At 70.3% G+C, this 16,417-nt stretch carries 17 protein-coding genes; 8 read left to right on the forward strand and 9 right to left on the reverse strand.

Going from position 1 to position 16,417, the window contains the following annotated elements; translation table 11 throughout:
* The first annotated feature begins 102 nt into the window (after nucleotides 1–102).
* The 6 genes from AC1PLR_RS01950 (at nucleotide 103) to AC1PLR_RS01975 (ending at nucleotide 5,507) form a co-directional block, all read left to right on the forward strand.
* The gene (locus AC1PLR_RS01950; RefSeq protein WP_481102488.1) at nucleotides 103–1,464 is read left to right on the forward strand and encodes a glycoside hydrolase family 5 protein; all 1,362 of its coding nucleotides are present in this window, start codon (nucleotides 103–105) and stop codon (nucleotides 1,462–1,464) included.
* A gap of 102 nt (nucleotides 1,465–1,566) precedes the next feature.
* On the forward strand, nucleotides 1,567–2,121 hold the full coding sequence (locus tag AC1PLR_RS01955; RefSeq protein WP_209245121.1) for a DUF1190 domain-containing protein: 555 nt from the start codon (nucleotides 1,567–1,569) through the stop codon (nucleotides 2,119–2,121).
* Nucleotides 2,122–2,155: 34 nt separating this feature from the next.
* The gene (locus AC1PLR_RS01960) at nucleotides 2,156–3,337 is read left to right on the forward strand and encodes a glutathionylspermidine synthase family protein (protein ID WP_481102489.1); all 1,182 of its coding nucleotides are present in this window, start codon (nucleotides 2,156–2,158) and stop codon (nucleotides 3,335–3,337) included.
* A gap of 67 nt (nucleotides 3,338–3,404) precedes the next feature.
* The gene (locus AC1PLR_RS01965) at nucleotides 3,405–4,007 is read left to right on the forward strand and encodes a hypothetical protein (RefSeq protein WP_481100825.1); all 603 of its coding nucleotides are present in this window, start codon (nucleotides 3,405–3,407) and stop codon (nucleotides 4,005–4,007) included.
* A 157-nt stretch (nucleotides 4,008–4,164) separates the two neighbouring features.
* Nucleotides 4,165–4,548 (forward strand): hypothetical protein, encoded by a 384-nt coding sequence (locus AC1PLR_RS01970; RefSeq protein ID WP_371184353.1) that lies wholly within the window; start codon nucleotides 4,165–4,167, stop codon nucleotides 4,546–4,548.
* Entirely contained in the window at nucleotides 4,545–5,507 is a 963-nt protein-coding gene (locus tag AC1PLR_RS01975) for a hypothetical protein (RefSeq protein WP_371184354.1), read from the forward strand. The genes AC1PLR_RS01970 and AC1PLR_RS01975 overlap by 4 nt, the downstream gene beginning before the upstream one ends.
* Nucleotides 5,508–5,570: 63 nt before the next feature.
* Here AC1PLR_RS01975 and AC1PLR_RS01980 read toward each other — a convergent pair whose 3' ends face one another.
* From AC1PLR_RS01980 to AC1PLR_RS02015, 8 genes are all read right to left on the reverse strand, one after another.
* Entirely contained in the window at nucleotides 5,571–6,869 is a 1,299-nt protein-coding gene (locus AC1PLR_RS01980) for a DUF58 domain-containing protein (RefSeq protein ID WP_481102490.1), read from the reverse strand.
* A gap of 166 nt (nucleotides 6,870–7,035) precedes the next feature.
* Nucleotides 7,036–8,028 carry an AAA family ATPase gene (locus tag AC1PLR_RS01985; protein WP_010340348.1) on the reverse strand — a complete coding sequence of 331 codons (993 nt, stop codon included), beginning with the start codon at nucleotides 8,026–8,028 and terminating at the stop codon, nucleotides 7,036–7,038.
* Entirely contained in the window at nucleotides 8,025–9,212 is a 1,188-nt protein-coding gene (locus AC1PLR_RS01990) for a DUF4350 domain-containing protein (protein ID WP_481102491.1), read from the reverse strand. The genes AC1PLR_RS01985 and AC1PLR_RS01990 overlap by 4 nt, the downstream gene beginning before the upstream one ends.
* Nucleotides 9,209–10,918 carry a DUF4129 domain-containing protein gene (locus AC1PLR_RS01995; RefSeq protein ID WP_481102492.1) on the reverse strand — a complete coding sequence of 570 codons (1,710 nt, stop codon included), beginning with the start codon at nucleotides 10,916–10,918 and terminating at the stop codon, nucleotides 9,209–9,211. The genes AC1PLR_RS01990 and AC1PLR_RS01995 overlap by 4 nt, the downstream gene beginning before the upstream one ends.
* Nucleotides 10,908–11,963: a stage II sporulation protein M gene (locus AC1PLR_RS02000; protein ID WP_481102493.1), complete on the reverse strand. Its 1,056-nt coding sequence runs from the start codon at nucleotides 11,961–11,963 to the stop codon at nucleotides 10,908–10,910. Before AC1PLR_RS02000 ends, AC1PLR_RS01995 begins: the two co-directional genes overlap by 11 nt.
* Entirely contained in the window at nucleotides 11,960–12,637 is a 678-nt protein-coding gene (locus AC1PLR_RS02005) for an RDD family protein (RefSeq protein WP_371184358.1), read from the reverse strand. The genes AC1PLR_RS02000 and AC1PLR_RS02005 overlap by 4 nt, the downstream gene beginning before the upstream one ends.
* Before the next feature lie 172 nt (nucleotides 12,638–12,809).
* Entirely contained in the window at nucleotides 12,810–13,733 is a 924-nt protein-coding gene (locus tag AC1PLR_RS02010) for a DUF2167 domain-containing protein (RefSeq protein ID WP_481102494.1), read from the reverse strand.
* 130 nt (nucleotides 13,734–13,863) lie between these two features.
* Nucleotides 13,864–14,424: an RBBP9/YdeN family alpha/beta hydrolase gene (locus tag AC1PLR_RS02015; protein ID WP_481102495.1), complete on the reverse strand. Its 561-nt coding sequence runs from the start codon at nucleotides 14,422–14,424 to the stop codon at nucleotides 13,864–13,866.
* 105 nt (nucleotides 14,425–14,529) lie between these two features.
* Between AC1PLR_RS02015 and AC1PLR_RS02020 the strand changes: the two genes are divergently transcribed.
* The gene (locus AC1PLR_RS02020) at nucleotides 14,530–15,024 is read left to right on the forward strand and encodes an Lrp/AsnC family transcriptional regulator (protein WP_481102496.1); all 495 of its coding nucleotides are present in this window, start codon (nucleotides 14,530–14,532) and stop codon (nucleotides 15,022–15,024) included.
* A 9-nt stretch (nucleotides 15,025–15,033) separates the two neighbouring features.
* Here the strand turns inward: AC1PLR_RS02020 and AC1PLR_RS02025 are convergent, their stop codons facing one another.
* Complete coding sequence (locus AC1PLR_RS02025) at nucleotides 15,034–15,585, reverse strand: gamma carbonic anhydrase family protein (protein WP_481102497.1); 552 nt, start codon at nucleotides 15,583–15,585, stop codon at nucleotides 15,034–15,036.
* Nucleotides 15,586–15,740: 155 nt separating this feature from the next.
* Between AC1PLR_RS02025 and AC1PLR_RS02030 the strand changes: the two genes are divergently transcribed.
* A complete protein-coding gene (locus AC1PLR_RS02030; RefSeq protein ID WP_481099700.1) occupies nucleotides 15,741–16,343 on the forward strand; it encodes a class I SAM-dependent methyltransferase in 603 nt (200 codons plus the stop codon).
* Nucleotides 16,344–16,417: the final 74 nt, after the last annotated feature.

The following is a 16,417-nucleotide window of genomic DNA, read 5'->3' on the forward strand; positions in this document are numbered from 1 at the left end:
AAGCGGTTCGCAGACCTGCCCGAACACGCTTGGCAGACTGCGGTGGCCGGTGCGTCAGGGGGCGTAGGCCCGGCTCGCCCATCATGACCACAGGAGGTGTCCATGCTTCGGCATGTGCGTTCGTCGTCTTCCGCTGTTTCCTCCCCCACCCCGTCTCTTGTTTCCACCCCGGCCGATCCGGGCCGCCGCAGCGTGCTGCGCGCCGGTGTCGGCATCGCCGCCGGCGCCACGCTGTGGGGCCTCGGCGGCCAGGCCCGCGCCGCGGGCACGCTGCCGTTCGCCGGCCTCAACCTGTCCGGATTGGCGTCCAACAACTTCGTCGACAACGCCGTCATCGACCGGCACTACCGCGACATCCGCGACCAGCACATCGTCGCCGCTGGCGCCTGCCCGCTGTTCCGCCTGCCCACCACCGCCGCACGCTTCAGCACCGGCCAGGGCATGCCGCTCAACGCCACGTACTGCGACCAGGTCGAGAAGGTGCTGAATCGGCTCGCGCAGCGCGGCAAGGTGGCGATCCTGGAGTTGCACGACTACATGCGCCTGCCGATCAAGGTCGCGAGCAAATCCGGTTACCGGCGCGATGGGTCCGGGCAGTTGATCGGACCGGATGGGCGCGTGGTCACCGACCCCGCCGACCAGGCGGTGTGGAACGGGACCTACCGCAAGGGCAATTTCCTGTACCTGGGCTATTTCGATCCGGCCGACAACCTGCTCAAGCTCTACGAGTACCGCGTGATCGGAACGCCGGGCTGCACGCTGTACAACGCCGCCGGCCTGCCGGATCTGTGGAGCCGCATCGTGCAGCGCTTCCGCTCGCATCCGGCGATCTTCGGCTGGGGCCTGATGAACGAGCCTTACGAGGGGCCGGAGTACAACGCCGACGGCAGCAAGCTGGTGATGGCCGATCACTGGCTGCGCACCGCCACCGCCACTGCGGCGCGCATCTTCGATTTCGACCGGTCGCATTACGTGTTCGTCTGCGGCAACGAATACGCCAGCGCCCGCCGGTGGAAAGAGGCGTCGAACAACCTGGACACGATCCCTGACCCGTACGACCGCATCGTCTATGAGGCGCACAACTATTTGGACGACGAGGGCCGTGGAGGCGGTGCTTGGACCAATCGCAATGAAAACGTCGCGCCGGACACCGGCATCGAGATGGTCACGCCGTTCATCGACTGGCTGGCACGCAGAGGCAAGCGCGGCTTTCTCGGCGAGCACGGCTATCCGGCCGGCAACGCCAGCGCGGAATTGGCGACCAAGCGCATGCTCGCGCACCTGCAGGCCAACAACATCCCAAGCACGCAGTGGTGCTTCGGGCCCGGCTGGCCGGACAACGACGTTCTGGGCATGAGCCGCGACGTTGGCATGGACATCCAGGTCAAGTCCAATATCGCCGCGGTGCAGCCGTATTTCGACGCGCGCCTGTCCAGCTACGTGCCGCCGCCGCCGAAGAGCTGACGCGTCGCGCGTGCGTCCGCGATGACGCCCAACCGCCGGCCGCGGGTTTCCGCGGCCGGCGGAACCGGGCATCATCGTGCCTGGACTCAGGAAGACGTTGCCATGAAAAGGTCAAAGACGACCGCGTTGTTGCTGATGAGCGCGGCACCATTGCTGTTCACCGCCTGCGGGCGCGAGCCGGAAGCCAAGGCCCAGGAAGGTCTCTACACCTCGGTGGATGCCTGTGTGGCGCAGACCCACGACATCGCCACCTGCCGCGAGGCCTTCGCGCAGGCGCAGAAGCAGGCGGCGGAACAGGGGCCCAAGTACGCCAGCCGCGAGCAGTGCGCGCAGGACTATGCGCAAGATCGCTGCGTCGAGCAGCGCGACAGCCACGGCCACTCCTTCATCGGGCCGATGATGACCGGCTTCTTCCTGTCGCAGATGCTCAACAACAACCGCGCCGCCGGGTTCAATGCGGCCCCCGCCTACCAGGACCGGCAGAACCAGTGGCAGCGGCCGGCATCCTATTCCGGCGGCGCCGGTGCGGTGAGCAGCGGTACGATGCTGCGCGGCAACCAGACCATGACCCATATCGGCGCCACGCCGAACCGTGCCGTCACCGTCAGTCGCGGCGGTTTCGGCGAATCCGCCGGTGGGCGCGGCTTCGGCAGCTGAGTCCGGCTTTTTTCCCCATCGCACGAGACCCCGCATGAAACGCATCGCGATCGTCGAGCGCGGCGACTGGCGCGCCCAGGCCGCGGAGTACGGTTTCCGCTTCCACACCATCGACGGCCAGCGCTACTGGGACGAGCGCGCCTACTACGCGTTCAGCCTGCGCCAGATCGAGCGCGATCTGGAAGACCCCAGCGCCGAACTGCACGCGATGGCGATGGGCCTGCTCGACGAAATCGTCGCCAGCGAGGCGCTGATGCAGCGGCTGGCGATCCCGCCGGCGTTCCGCGACTGGATCGCCGACAGCTGGCGGCGCCGCGAGCCGCATCTGTACGGGCGCCTGGACCTGGCCTACGACGGCCACGGCCCGGCCAAGCTGTACGAACTGAACTACGACACGCCGACCTCGCTGTTCGAGTCGGCGTTCTTCCAGTGGCAGTGGTTGGAGGACCAGCGTGCGCAGGGCCGCCTGCCGGACGACGCCGACCAGTTCAACTCCATCCACGAAGCCTTGCTGGAGCGCTTCGCCGCGCTCGCCGGCGGGTTGCCGCCGCCGTTGTACTTCGCCGCGGTGCGCGATTCGGAGGAGGACCAGGGCACGATCGCCTACCTGCGCGACTGCGCAATGCAGGCCGGCGTCGGCGGCGAGCTGATCGCGATCGAGGACATCGGCCTGTCCAGCGACGGCCGCTACACCGATCTGAACGACACGGTGATCGGCGCGCTGTTCAAGCTGTATCCGCTGGAGGACATGTTCGCTGAGCGTTTCGGCCAAGCCCTGCCGGGCTCGGGCCTGCGCCTGCTGGAGCCGCCGTGGAAGGCGCTGCTCAGCAACAAGGGCATCCTGCCGCTGCTGTGGGAGCGCCATCGCGGCCATCCCAACCTGCTGCCGGCCGCGTTCGACGACGGCAGCGCATTACCGCCGGGCTGGGTGCGCAAGCCGCTGCATTCGCGCGAAGGCGCCAACATCGTGCTGCACCTGGACGATGGCCGCGTGCTGGAGAGCGACGGCCCCTATGCCGGGCCTTACATCCGCCAGCAAGCGCATCCGCTGCCGGCGTTCGAGGGTCGTTACCCGATGGTCGGCAGCTGGATCGTCGGCGACCGCGCCTGCGGCATCGGCATCCGCGAGGACGATGGCCCGATCACCCGCGACAGCGCGCGGTTCCTGCCGCATGCCATCGTCGAGGAGGCGCGGCCGGGTGTGCTGTATGCGTGAGTCTGTTTCGCGCGCCGACGCAGCGTCGCCTGACGCGCCGCGTCGGCATCGAAACCTCGGCGTGCGCTTGGTCGATTACGCCGACCAGGTCGCAGTGCGCTGCCATCGTTGCGGCACGCCGGGCTGGGTGCTGGCGCAGTGGGAGCCGTATCGCTGGCAGGCACGCTTCCGTTGCGGGCAGTGCAGCGCTGCGTTGGACAGCGCGGCGGACGACTGGGTGGGAATGGTGCAGTTGGTCGGCCGCCGGGCCTGCGGCCACTGCGGGCATCAGTGGGTGCATGTCTGCGCAGCGTCGGCCGCCGCTGTACCGCCGCCCAAGACCTTGCCCGGCCGCTGCGCGTCGTGTCGCAAGGACTGTGCGGTGGCGGTGCAGCCGCGGCGCGTGCGCGACGGCTCGCCCCACGATCCGCATTTCGGCATGCCGCTGGCGCTGGTCGCGCCGACCCGCGCCGGCGTGCTGTGGGCCTACAATCCGCGTCATCTGCAGGAGTTGCAGGACTACGTGGCGGCGACGCTGCGCGAACGCCGCGGCCTGTTCGGGCGCTCGATGGTGGCGCGATTGCCGGCGTGGATGAAGCTGGCGCGGCATCGGCCGCTGATGCTGCGGACCCTGCAGCGCCTGCAGCAGACCAGCGCGCAGTTGCCGCCGGTGCCTGCGGCGGCAACGTAGCGGCGGCGTCAGGGATTTCAGCCTCCGCCGGAAAGCGGGCCGGCGACGTCGCGCCACGCGTACTGCATGCAAATGTCTACAGCGTGGTCCGCGTCACGATTGACTGGTCTTGCCCGGCTGACGAAGATCGACTCCGGGGAGTGCTGCAGGGGCCAGCATGTCTGCATGTCGTACTCGCGCCAAAGTGCTGGCGCTGCTTGCGTGCGTCATCGTCAACTGTAGCGCGTGCGCGGTGGTGACGGTCGCCACCGCGCAAGACGAAGTGGTCGTGCGCGGCCTGTTTGGCGCGCGCATCGCAACAGCAGGCTTGGCACCTGTGGCGATCCACTCGCAAGGTCTGGGAATTTCTCAGACCCCACACGCATGGGCGGTGGGCTGGCACGCCGAAACCGCGATCTATGCTCCCCCTGCTGCGGACGCATGCCGCATCGTGCTGATTTCCAATACCGAAGCCGAGGTCCGCCGCTTGCTTGCGATCCTGCAGGCCGGCGGTGGCGATATGTCGCAGGTCTGCGTCGAATCACAGGAGGTGTCACGATGAAAACGTCTCTGGCTTGTTTCTCTCTTCTGCTGTTGGGCGGCTGCGCGCATCTGGAGCAGGCGCCGTTGGTGTATGCGTCGAAGACGACGTTCGGTGTCGATGTCTCCACGGCATCCACCGAGAACCCGGGCATTTCGATGAACCTGGGCTACAAACAGGTCGATGCGGCCTACGTGCCGGTGGCGGTGGCAAGAAAGTGCAACGAGGGCGCCGCCGGGGCCGACTGCAGCAAGAAAGGGTACGAGCTGTTGGTGATCTCCGGCGTCGCCAGAGAGGGCGATTCGGATGCGGACGGGGCCAGCGAAGACGCGCGGATCGAAGTCGCCAAGAAGGCATCGACAGACTATGCGAGGGCGCTGTCGGAGGAGACGCTGGCGAAGCAGGCGATGATCGAGGCCGATAGCAAGCTCAAGCAACTGCGCGAAAGCTACAGTGCAGCCGCCAAGCGGCAAAGCGCATACGATCAGGCGAAACTGAAATGGGCGTCGCTCCAGGCAGCGGCGGGCAGCCCGGCCACGGTCGACGAGGCGGACGTAAGTGCCGCGAAGAGCGCCATGGACGCGCTCGCGCCCACTGCTGACGATCAGGCGATTCTCGCGGGTTTCGCTCAGAGCGAGAGTGACCTGCGGCAGAACGCCGCCGCCGTGGCGGCCGAATATGCGAGCAAGCAGAAAGCCGCAGAGTTGCAGGAAGCCATTCTCAAGTCAGCCAATGCGAAGATCGCGCGCAGCAATCTGGGCGACTCCTATTCGGTCTTTGGCAGCTTCGATGGCACCAGCACGGCGAACGGCAGTGGCTCCGCGTCGATCGGGCTGGGCAAGATGTTCTCGACCGGCGTGGCCGCGCAGCGTTTGGCGAGCGGCATATCGACCATGGCCTGCTATGACCTGATCAAGAGCAAGGTTCCTGCCGCCGTGGCCGCGGCGGAACTGGAGAAGCTGTTGCAACATTGCCAATGAATCAGTGTTTGCACCGACGGCACGCGCGGTCGAGCGCTGCAGCGCCGCCGCCGCGGTCGCTCGCTACAGCAACCCGTCGCGCTTCACCGCCAGGTAGCGCTCGATCAGGGCGGCAGGCAGTTCCTCGCCGGTGACGTCGAGCACCATCACCCCGTGGCTGCGCAGCGCCTCGTGCGCGGCGCTGCGTTGCTGCAGGTAGCGCGCCACCGCGCCGGCCTGCACCGCCTGCGGCAGGTCGTGGACCTCCTCGCTCAGCGCCTGGTCCAGCTCGCGCTCGCGCAGGCTGGCCACGCACACCAGGTGGCGGCGCTGCAGCAGGCGCACCGCGGCCAGCAGGTCTTCGATGTCCTCGTCGCGCACGTTGCTGACCAGCATCACCAGCGCGCGGCGGCGCTGGCGCAGCGACAGTTCGGTGGCCGCGGCCAGGTAGTCGGTGGCCACCGGCTGCGGCTGCAGGTCGTAGCTGGCGCGCAGCAGCACGTCGACCGTGGCCATGCCGCGCTGCGGCGCCACCCAGCGCGCGTCGCCGCCGCTGGCCATCATGCCCACCGCATCGCCCTGGCGCAGCGCCAGATACGACACCACCAGCGCCGCGTTGAGCACATGGTCGAAGTGCGACAGGCCGGATTCGCTGGCCAGCATCCGCCGCCCGGTGTCGATCAGCATCAGCAACTGCTGGTTCTTCTCGTCCTGATACTCGCGCGAGATCAGCTTGCGCGCCCGCGAGGTGGCCTTCCAGTCGATCTGGCGCAGGCTGTCGCCGACCCGGTACTCGCGCATCTGGTGGAAGTCGGTGCCTTCGCCGCGGCGCCGCTTCAGGTGCGCGCCGACCAGGCGCGAGGCCTGTTCGGCGCTGAACAGGGCGAAGCGGGTCAGCGGCGCGAAGTTCGGGTACACGCGCACGGTCTGCGCCGGCCCGGCCAGGCGTTGCTGCCGCCACAGGCGCCAGGGCGCATGCAGGCGCAGGTGGGTGCCGTCGAAGACGAAGCGACCGCGCGCGGTCGGGCGCAGTTGGTAGCGCACCTGGGTCTGATGCGCGGCGGGCAGGGTCATGCGCTGTGGCAGGCCCTGCAGTTCCCAACCGCTGGGCACCAGGTCGAACAGGTCCACGCGCTGGTGCTGCGCGCTGTCCAGGTGCAGCACCACCTCGCGCTGCACGCCCAGCGGCAACGCTTCGGGCAGCTCGCGGCGCACCTGCGGCGTCGGCCGCCGCCACAGCCGCCACGCATCCAGCGCCGCGACCAGCGCGATGCCCGCCGCCACCGCCTGCCAGCTCCACAGCGGCAGCCAGCCCAGCGCCACGGCCAGGCCGCACAGCGCCCACAGCGCGAGCAAGGCCAGCAGGAGCGGTGCGGGTCTCATCGCTTGGGGGCCGGGAGGGGGGAATGGGGAATGGGGAATGGGAAAAGCGGCAGCGCTGTAGCGCGACGCATCGCTGCGTTCGTCAGCTCACTGCAATCGGGAATTGCGGGCAACGCCGGGAAGCCCGGCTTCTCCCATTCCCCATTCCCCATTCCCGACTCCCCGCTCATTTCCTCGGCGCCTCCACCTTGGCCAGCAGCGCGCTCAGGGCGTCGTCGGCGCTCTGGCCTTCGATCTGCAGTTCCGGGGCCAGGGCGATGCGGTGGCGCAGGGCCGGCTTGGCCACGTCGCGGATGTCGTCGGGGATGACGAAGTCGCGGCCGGACAGCACCGCCTGCGCGCGCGCCGCGCGGACCAGGGCGATGCTGCCGCGCGGGCCGGCGCCGAGCGCAATGCCCGGCCAGCGGCGGGTGGCGGCGACGATGCGCACGGCGTAGTCGATCACCTGCGGGTCCACCGCGATGGCGGCGGTGCCGGCCTGCATCGCCACCACGTCCTCGGCGCCGAGCACGCGCGGCACCTGCGACAGGTCGAAGTCGCCGGCGCTGCGGCCGCTGGTGACCGCGGCGACCATGCGCGCCTCGTCCTCCAGTTGCGGGTAGTCGATCAGGATCTTCAGCAGGAAGCGGTCCAGCTGCGCTTCCGGCAACGGATAGGTGCCTTCCTGCTCGACCGGGTTCTGCGTGGCCAGGGCCAGGAACGGCGGCGCCAACGGGAAGGCCGTGCCTTCGATGGTGACCTGGCCTTCCTGCATCACTTCCAGCAGCGCCGACTGGGTCTTGGCCGGGGCGCGGTTGATTTCGTCGGCCAGCAGCAGGTGGGTGAACACCGGGCCGCGGCGGATCTTGAAGCTCTCGGTCTTGGGGTCGTACACGGCGTGGCCGCTGACGTCGCTGGGCATCAGGTCCGGGGTGAACTGCACGCGTGCGTAGTTCAGTTCCAGCGCCTGCGCCAGCGCGCGCACCAGCAGGGTCTTGCCGAGGCCGGGCACGCCCTCGATCAGCACATGGCCGCCGGCCAGCAGCGCGATCAGGATCTGCTCCAGCACCTCCGGTTGGCCGATGAAGGCGTGGCCGACCGCGGCGCGGATCGCCTCGGCGCGTTCGATTAGGGCAGGGCCGGCGAGCGGCGCGACGGCGTCGGAGGGGGCGGTGGTCATAACTGGTTTCTCATCTGGACGAGGAGGCGGATGCGCTCGCGCAAGGCGGCGGGTTGATTGGGCGGCGGCGGCTGCAGCGCCTGTTCGACCTGCGCCACCGGCAGTTGCAGGCGCTCGGCGATGGCGGCGGCCTGGGCCGGGCCCTCCAGCGCGGCGGCGAGCGGTGCACGCCGCCGCAGCCGCGCCAGGAACGCCTCGCGCACCGCCGCGTGCAGCAGGTCGGCGCGGCCGAAGCGCAGCAGGTGTTCGCCGCTGGCACGCACGTGTTCCAGCAGCGAGCGGCGATCTTCGGCCGGCGCGGCGCGCAGCGGCCCGAAGCGCTGCATGCGCGACCACAGCCAGGCCAGCAGGATCAGCAGCGCCGGCAGCCAGACCGGCCAGCCGCGGATGAACAGGGTGCGCCACAGCGACGGCAGTTCGGCCGAATAGATCAGGTGGATGGTGCCCTGGCCGTAGTTCGGCCCCAGTACCTGTCGCGCCAGCAGGCGGTTGCCGGCCTCGCGCAACCCGCCGCTGCGCAGCATCGGGTCGTTCTCCATCGGCGAACCCTCGAACATCCTGCCGAGCCGGTTGTCCTGGTTCTCGAGGAAATCCAGCTCCGACAGCACGTCCACGCTGCCGTCGCCGTAGGGCACGCGCGCAAACACGAAGTCGTCGTCCTCGCCGCTCCACCAGTTGTCGGGCGTGTCCGGATCGATGTGGAAGCGGCGACCGTCGCAGAACACCTTCTGCGGCGCCGCGCCGGGCACCGCCATCATCAAGCAGTTGTCCGGGCTGCTTGCCTCGACGGTGATGTCCAGTGCTTCCAGGATCGGCACATCGCCGCGCTTGACCTCGACGGTGGGCGTGCGCAGCACCAGATGCCCGCCATGCTCCACCCAGTCCAGCAGGGCATCGCCATCGGCCTTGCCGAGCATGCGCGGGTCGCCGTACAGCACCACGCTGTCGTGCGGGCGCAGGCGCATCGCCACCAGGTCCAGGCGTTGCCGCGACTCGGCGCGCACGCCATCGGCGCGCAGGGTCTGGCGCAGCGCGTACAGCGGGTTGTAGGCGGCCTCGCCGCGCGGCGGCAGCACAATCTCCCGCTCGGCGCGTTCGTAGCGGCCGAAGAACCAGGCCGCGCCGACGCTGACCAGCAGCAGGCCGACCAGGAAGATCAGCGCATTGCGCGTGCCGGAGTTCATGCCTGCCACCGGAACTGGCGCTGCAGCTCGTCGACCAGCGCGTCGAAGGCGTCATCCTCCGGCAGCCGGCCGGCATAGGCGGCGTGCTGCCAGACCCGCACCATGCGCGCGAACAGGCCGCGGTCGGCGTCGTCGGGCAGGCGTTGCGCGGCGCGCAGGCACTGCGCCTCGGTGGCGCTGGGCGGCAGCACCAGGTCGGCGCGTTCGCACAGCGTCGCCACGCTGGCCCGGTACAGCAGCGCCAGCGCATCGCGATGGCGACCCTCGCGCCAGGCACGTCGCGCCACCGTCGCCACGTCGTCGGGCAGCGGTTGCGGCGCCAGCACCGGCACGTGCTCCGGCGCCGCCGCCACCGTCGCGCGGCGACGTCCGGTGCCGCGCATCCACGGCAGCCAGTGCCTGGCGGTGAGCAGCAGCACCAGCAGCAGGATCCCCGCCAGCAGCCACATGCCCCAGCGGCCGACGAAGGCGATGGCCTGGGCCGCGGCCTTGATCCATTTGCCGAACGGGGTGAGGTCTTGCTGCTTGTCGTCCGGCTTGGGCGGTTCGTCGGGATTGCGTTTCTTCCAGTAGCCGATGGTGCGCTTGGCGGTCAGCAGCGGGTCGGCGTAGGCACGGTCGGCGGCGCGGGCGAAGCGCGCATCGGCGGCGGGCTCGGTGTCGAACACTTCGTCCAGCGGGACCGGGTGTTCGGCGTTGTGGTGGTGGGTGTCGGCGGCGGGCGCGGCCGCGGCCTTGTCGTCGGTCTCGGCGTTTGCGTTGGTGTCGGCGTCCGCGTCGGTGTCCGTCGCGGGGTCGGTCTCGCCATCGCCATCGCGCGTGTCGTCGGCGGGCGCATCCTGCGCCGCCGCGGTCTGCGTTGCCGCGTCGTCGGCCACCGGTTGCGCTCGCAGCGCCGCGGCCGGCGCGGCGAGCAGGGCCACGCACAGCAGGAGCAGCGGCGCGGCGCCGCGCAGGCGCGCGGCCATCCGGCGCAGCGCCATCTCCACGTCCCAGGCTTCGAGCTGGGTACGCCGGTTGAGGTACAGGCCGAAGCCGGCGCCGACGAAGAACGGTTCGATCAGGGTCATCGCCAGCCAGCCGATGACGTTGAAGCCGATGTCGGCCCATGCCGGCGTCTGGTCGCCGATCAGCGCCCAGGCCGCGCGCGCGGTTTCCGGCAGCAGGTCGATGGGCACGAACATGAAGATCGTGGCGATGCAGGCCACGCACAGCATCGCCTCGAAATGCCAGCACACGCTGGCCAGCAGCAGTGCGTGGCCGTAGATGGCCCCGCCCAGGGTGCGGCGGCGCTCGCGCTGCTGGTCGGCGCTGGCGCCTTCCAGCAACTCCAGCGGCATGAACACGCTGCGTGCCGGGCTCAGCCGGCGCCAGGTCAGGTAGCCGAGCAGCGTGCGCCAGCCCCAGGCGCCCTGCGCGCGCACGGTGTCGCGCACCCGCGGCACGTCGCCGAACACCGCGCGCGAGATCACGAACAGCGGGATCCGGTCCAGCACCGGCTTCAGCCACCACAGCAACAGCGACGCCAGCCACAGCCGGTCGATCGCCCAGGCGCCGAGGTTGAGCACGACGCACAGCGGCAGGGTGACCAGCACCCACGGCTTCCAGATCGCCCCGGCGTGGCGACGGACCAGCGCAGTGCCCAGTTCCATCGCTTCCCAGGCCGAGCGTGCGCGCAGCACCACGTCCAGGCGCTCAATCCGCATCGATGGCCTCCACCCGGCCGCGACCGCCGCGCCACAGCCACGTCAGCACCAGCGTCCACAGCAGCGCCGACACGCTGTACTTGATCCACGCCGGCACGGTCGCGATGGACGACCAGAACGCCTCGATGAAAGCGGCGACCAGCAGCATCGCGGCCACGCCCAGGCACAGCCGAGCGCCGATCTTGCCGCCTTCGACCAGCGCATCGATGCGCCGCCGCCGTCCCGGCGCCAGCACCTTCAGGCCCAGTTGCAGGCCGGCGCCGCCGGCGATCACGATCGCGGTCAGTTCGAACGGCGCATGCCCGGCGACGAAGCGCCAGAAGGTGACGCCATAGCCGATCTGATGCAGGTGCCCGGCCACCGCGCCGATGGTGATGCCGTTGAACAGCAGCACCAGCACCGTGCCCAGTCCCGCCAGCAGGCCGCTGGCGAAGGTGCGCAGACCGATGCTGATGTTGTTCATGATGTAGTGGCCGAACATCTGCCAATCGGTGCCGCTGTCGCGGCCGAGCTTCTGCGCACTGGCGGCCGGGTCGTACATGCGCTCGATCTGGCTGACCTGCATCGGATCCATCAGCCCGTGGATCAGTTCCGGACGGAACTGCAGCAGCACGAAGATGGTCACCAGCGGCACCACGAACAGCGCGGTGGCCGCGGCCATGTAGCCGGCCTGGCTGCGCACCACCTGCGGGAATTCGGCGAACAGGAATTCCGCCGCGCGCCGCCAGCGCGGACGCGGCGCCCGGTACAGGACGGTGTGGCCCTGTTGCATCAGGTGCTGCAGGCGCGCGGTGACCTGCGGGCTGTAGCCGCGCTTGCACGCCAGCGCCTGCTGCTGGCACAGGCGCCGGTAGCGCGCCGGTACGTCCTCGTCGGCCAGCGGCGGCGGTTGCTGCGGATGCGGCGGCGCGACCGCGGCCGTGGCATCGCTGGGCGTGTCGGTGGCGGTCGGCGCCGGCTTGCGCGCGCTGCCGCTGCGCTGCAGCCAGGCCTCGAACGCCTGCCACTCGTGCTGATGGCGGAGGACGAACTGTTCCTGTTTCATCGGCGGCCCAGCAACCAGTTGGCCATCGCGTACAGGCGCAGCACTCCGGCCTGGCCCGGCGTGTCGGTCAGCGGCTGCGCCAGCGCGGCCAGTTCCAGCTGCCGCTCCGGGGTGAGCCGCGGCGCGCGCTCGGCGAAGGCGATCAGCGCGGCCTGTTCGGCCGGCAGCAGCGGCCGCGGCGGCGCGAGGGCGCTGGCGATCGGCGGCAACGCCTCGTCCTCGCGCGGCGGTTGGTGCACCACCAGCGTGCCGGCGACCAGGTCGCCCAGGCGCCGCGAATGGGCATCGAACAGGCAGGCGATCAGGCCGACGGCGTAGCCGAACGGCAGCATGTCCACGGTGCGCAGCAGGTTGCGGGTGATCGCCGCCATCCACCCCACCGGCGCGCCGTTGCGCGCCACCACGCGCAGGCCCAGCGCCTGCTTGCCCAGGGTCTGGCCGCGCCAGCCCTCCAGCACGATCGGGTAGGCCCAGAACACCAGGAACATCGCCACCAAATACAGGCCCTGGCCGAGGCCGCCGAGCAGGCCGAGGAGCATGCCCATGGCGGCGAGCAGGGCGAAGCGCAGCGCCAGGTCGATCAGCCAGGCCAGCGCGCGCGGCACCGCGCCAGCGGCCGGCAGATGCAGCGGCACGCCTTCGGGGGTGACGACTTCGCGATAGGTATCGAGCATGCCCCTTACCGCCGCCGCGTGGTGCGGCGGACACTGACGCCTGCGATGTGGGGAGGCCGTCCTTCCGTTCGGCCGGCTGCCTGTGGCGGCATGCTGCTCTCGACTGCGTCCTGCTCCGACACGGAACTTTAGCCGGGGTGGCGTGAATTGCCCAGCGTGACGGCGGTGCCGGTCAGCGCACCGTGCCGCCGTCGCGCTGGCGTCCGCCGAACAGCTTGCGCACGCCGGCGACCAGGCCCATCAGACCGACCAGCACCAGCTTCCAGGCCTTGGCCAGCAGCAGGCCGAGTTTGGCGAACAGGCCGGCCTTGGCCGCCAGGCCGCCGCCGATCAGGGTGGCCAGGCCGTAGCTGGCGATCTTGTCGGTGGACGGGTTGTGGTCGGCATAGCGGGCGCCGCTGTCGAACTCGGCCATCGGCAGCAACTGCTGCATGCCCGCGCGCACCTGCGCCAGTTCGCCCATGCCCGAGACCGCATTGAGGCTGAGGTAGCCATGCCGGCCGAGCACGCGGATGTCGTAGTTGAGGGTGTGCTCGCGCTCGCCCGCGAACGCCAGCTCGCGCGCCCAGTACAGCTTCTTGTTGCCGGTGTCGTAACGCGGCGGCACCGCCCAGCCGACCAGGTCGACCTGCTCGTAGCCGGCCTTCTTGCGCTGCGCGTTCTCCTCGCGGGTGGCCTCCTGCATGTCCTTGAGCATGGCCTGGTAGTCGATCTTGCTGGCGTCCTCGTCGGACACGTAGCCGTCGTCGGAATAGGTGACCACCACCGCCCAACTGCCCTTCTCGTCGAGCGCCGGCCGGCGCGGCACGATCAGGCCCAGCACGTCGTCGTCGGGCGGGTTGCCCCAGTAGCTCTCCAGCACCCGCCGCGCATCGGTCTTGTCCAGGTAGCGGAATTCCGGGCCGAGGTCGAAATGCACCTTGGCCTGCGGAACCTCGATGTGCCCGTCGCGGAAATGCAGCGTGCCGACGAACTGCTCGGCGGTCATGTCCGGGCCGCTGTCCTGGGCCAGCGCCGGGACGGCGCTGACGCACAGCGCACAGCAAAAAGCGGCCAGCAGGCCGCGCAGCGAGATCTTGAGCATCTGCGATTCCATTCGTTCGGTGGCGTCCCCACGCCAGAGACGCATAGTGTCGCGCAGGCGCAGGAAGCGCGCCAGTCGCGCGCGCGCTTTTTCCCCCTCCACGGCGTCGCGCGGCGTCCTGCCGGGGAGGCGTCGGCAGTGCTCAGGCGGGCGAGGCCGGAGCCGGTCCGAGGCCGGCGTCGAAGGCGGCCAGCAAGTGCGCGCCGTGCGGCCAGGCGCCCAGGCCGCTGGCGGCATTGAGGTGGCCCAGGCGGTCGAGTTCGACCAGTCCGCTGCCCCAGGCGGACGCGCAGCGGCGGCTGTAGGCCGGTGTCGCGTAGGGATCGTCGCTGCTGCCCACGATCAGGCTGGGGAACGGCAGCGGCGTTGTCGGCGCCGGGGCGAAGCTGGCCGCGTGCGCATGCGGGAACGCGGCGCCGTCCGGATCGGGCACCGCGACCAGGAAGGCGCCGCGCGGCAGGCGTTCGGCACGTGCGGCCCAATGCGCGACCAGCAGGCAACCCAGGCTGTGCGCGACCAGCAGCGGCGGCGTGGCGCAGTGCTGCACGCAATGGTCGAGCGCGCGCAGCCAGTCGTGCAGTTGCGGATGCGCGAACGACGCCGGTTGCAGCCGGCGCATGCGCGGGTCGTGCCGCTGCCAGAGGGTTTGCCAGTGCTCCGGTCCCGAGTCGCCGATGCCCGGCACGATCACCACGTCCTGCATGCGCTACGCTCCGTCGGAAGAAAGCGTGAGTGTCGCGCCGCCTGCCTGGCATCGCCATAGCGATGCATCGGCGCAAGCGACGGTTTTCCGATGAATCCACGGTGCATGGCGAAGGGGGCGAGGCGAGTGGCGGCGAAGACCTGGCGGGGCGATGCCCTGGATTACGCGATCCTGGAGGCGCTGCAGTGCGACGGCCGCATCGCCCTGGCGGCCCTGGGTCGGCGCATCGGCCTGTCGCAGCCGGCGATGTCCGAGCGTGTGCGCCGGCTCGAGGAGCAGGGCGTGATCACCGGCTATACCGCCCAGGTCGATCCGCGCGCGCTGGGCCTGGCGACCTCGGCCATCGTCCGCCTGCGCACCACGCATGCGCAGATCGGCGCGTGCCTGGCGCTGTTCGCGCAGATGCCGCAGGTGCTGGACGTGCATCGGGTCACCGGCGAGGACTGCTTCGTGCTGCGCGTGCTGGTGCCCGCGCCGGCGCAACTGGAGCCGGTCATCGACGCCCTGGCGCGTTTCGGCGCGGTGACCACCAGCGTGGTGCTGCGCAGCGAGACGCCGCGCCCGATCGGCCGTGCCCTGCTCGCCTTGGCGGCCGAGTAGCGGTGCGGGCTACTGCGGCGCTGCCGCGGCCGCGGCCAGATAGCGGTCCTTCAGCCGCACGTAGTGCTGCGCCGAGTAGTGCAGGCTCTCGATCTCCTTGTCGCTGAGCATGCGCGCCTTGCGCGCCGGGTTGCCCAGCCACAGCTCGCCCTCGCCGACGGTCTTGCCGGGCCCGACCACCGCACCGGCGCCGACGAAGCCGTACTTCTTCACCGTGGCGCCGTCGAGGATGCACGCGCCCATGCCGATCAGGCACAGGTCCTCGATGGTGCAGGCATGGATGATGGTGCCGTGGCCGACGGTCACGTCCGCACCGATCAGGGTCGGGTAGCCGGCCGCGTTGTAGGGGCTGTGGTGGCTGACGTGGATGATGGTGCCGTCCTGGATGTTGCTGCGCGCGCCGATGCGCACGTAATTGACGTCGCCGCGGATCACCGTGCCCGGCCACACCGACACGTCGTCCTCCAGCACCACGTCGCCGATCAGCGTGCAGGCCGGGTCCACATAGACGCGCTCGCCCAACTGCGGGGTCTTGTCGAGGTAGGGGCGGATCGGGGACACGGCGCTCTCCGGCGGTGGGCGGCCGGCGGCCACGCGGACGCCGATGATAGCGTGGTCGCTCGGGCCGGCCGCCGCGGGCGCGTCCCCCGACGCGTGTCGCACGCAAGGACTAAGCTACGCCGGGCGTCGTGCGACGCCGTCGCGGAGCAATCGCCATGGTGGACCGCCCGACCGTCGCTGCCTACGACGCCGATGCCGCGCGCTATGCGCAGGACTGGCGCGACCAGGCCGCGCCCGAGGACATGTACGCACTGCTCCGGCGGCATTTCGTGCCGGGGCCGACCGCCGACGTCGGCTGTGGCGCGGGGCGCGATACGGCCTGGCTCGCAGCGCGCGGTTTCGAGGTGTGCGGCTACGATGCGAGCGCCGGGCTGCTCGAGGAGGCGCGGCGGCGCTACCGCGGCCTGCGATTCGAACTGGCCGCGTTGCCGGCACTGGCTGGCGTCGCGTCCGGCGCGTTTCGCAACGTGCTGTGCGAAACGGTGGTGATGCATCTCGACCAGGCGGACGCGGCCGCCGCCGCCGCGCGGCTGACCGAGCTGCTGATGCCGGAGGGCACCTTGTACCTGAGCTGGCGGGTGGCCGGAAACGACGCGCCGCGCGATGCGCATGGCCGCCTGTATACCGTGCTGGATGCGGCGCGGATGCGTGCGGCGCTGGGCGCCGGCGTGCAGGTGCTCGACGACCACGAGGTGGTCAGCGCCTCCTCCGGCAAGCGCGTGCATCGGCTGATCGCGCGCAAGGCCGCCGCCGCATAGCGCCATGCACCTGGCCTTGCGGCGCGGTCGGCAGTGCCGATTGTGCGATAAACGCACCGCGAATCGATATTCGC

The sequence above is a fragment of the Xanthomonas sp. NCPPB 3570 genome (genome assembly GCF_056725115.1).

Excerpts from the sequence above, each read along its gene's own strand:
- AC1PLR_RS01950 (WP_481102488.1), top strand. The coding sequence starts at position 103 with ATGCTTCGGCATGTGCGTTCGTCGTCTTCCGCTGTTTCCTCCCCCACC.
- AC1PLR_RS01955 (WP_209245121.1), top strand. The coding sequence starts at position 1,567 with ATGAAAAGGTCAAAGACGACCGCGTTGTTGCTGATGAGCGCGGCACCA.
- AC1PLR_RS01960 (WP_481102489.1), top strand. The coding sequence starts at position 2,156 with ATGAAACGCATCGCGATCGTCGAGCGCGGCGACTGGCGCGCCCAGGCC.
- AC1PLR_RS01970 (WP_371184353.1), top strand. The coding sequence starts at position 4,165 with ATGTCTGCATGTCGTACTCGCGCCAAAGTGCTGGCGCTGCTTGCGTGC.
- AC1PLR_RS01975 (WP_371184354.1), top strand. The coding sequence starts at position 4,545 with ATGAAAACGTCTCTGGCTTGTTTCTCTCTTCTGCTGTTGGGCGGCTGC.
- AC1PLR_RS01980 (WP_481102490.1), bottom strand. The coding sequence starts at position 6,869 with ATGAGACCCGCACCGCTCCTGCTGGCCTTGCTCGCGCTGTGGGCGCTG.
- AC1PLR_RS01985 (WP_010340348.1), bottom strand. The coding sequence starts at position 8,028 with ATGACCACCGCCCCCTCCGACGCCGTCGCGCCGCTCGCCGGCCCTGCC.
- AC1PLR_RS01990 (WP_481102491.1), bottom strand. The coding sequence starts at position 9,212 with ATGAACTCCGGCACGCGCAATGCGCTGATCTTCCTGGTCGGCCTGCTG.
- AC1PLR_RS01995 (WP_481102492.1), bottom strand. The coding sequence starts at position 10,918 with ATGCGGATTGAGCGCCTGGACGTGGTGCTGCGCGCACGCTCGGCCTGG.
- AC1PLR_RS02000 (WP_481102493.1), bottom strand. The coding sequence starts at position 11,963 with ATGAAACAGGAACAGTTCGTCCTCCGCCATCAGCACGAGTGGCAGGCG.
- AC1PLR_RS02005 (WP_371184358.1), bottom strand. The coding sequence starts at position 12,637 with ATGCTCGATACCTATCGCGAAGTCGTCACCCCCGAAGGCGTGCCGCTG.
- AC1PLR_RS02010 (WP_481102494.1), bottom strand. The coding sequence starts at position 13,733 with ATGGAATCGCAGATGCTCAAGATCTCGCTGCGCGGCCTGCTGGCCGCT.
- AC1PLR_RS02015 (WP_481102495.1), bottom strand. The coding sequence starts at position 14,424 with ATGCAGGACGTGGTGATCGTGCCGGGCATCGGCGACTCGGGACCGGAG.
- AC1PLR_RS02020 (WP_481102496.1), top strand. The coding sequence starts at position 14,530 with ATGGCGAAGGGGGCGAGGCGAGTGGCGGCGAAGACCTGGCGGGGCGAT.
- AC1PLR_RS02030 (WP_481099700.1), top strand. The coding sequence starts at position 15,741 with ATGGTGGACCGCCCGACCGTCGCTGCCTACGACGCCGATGCCGCGCGC.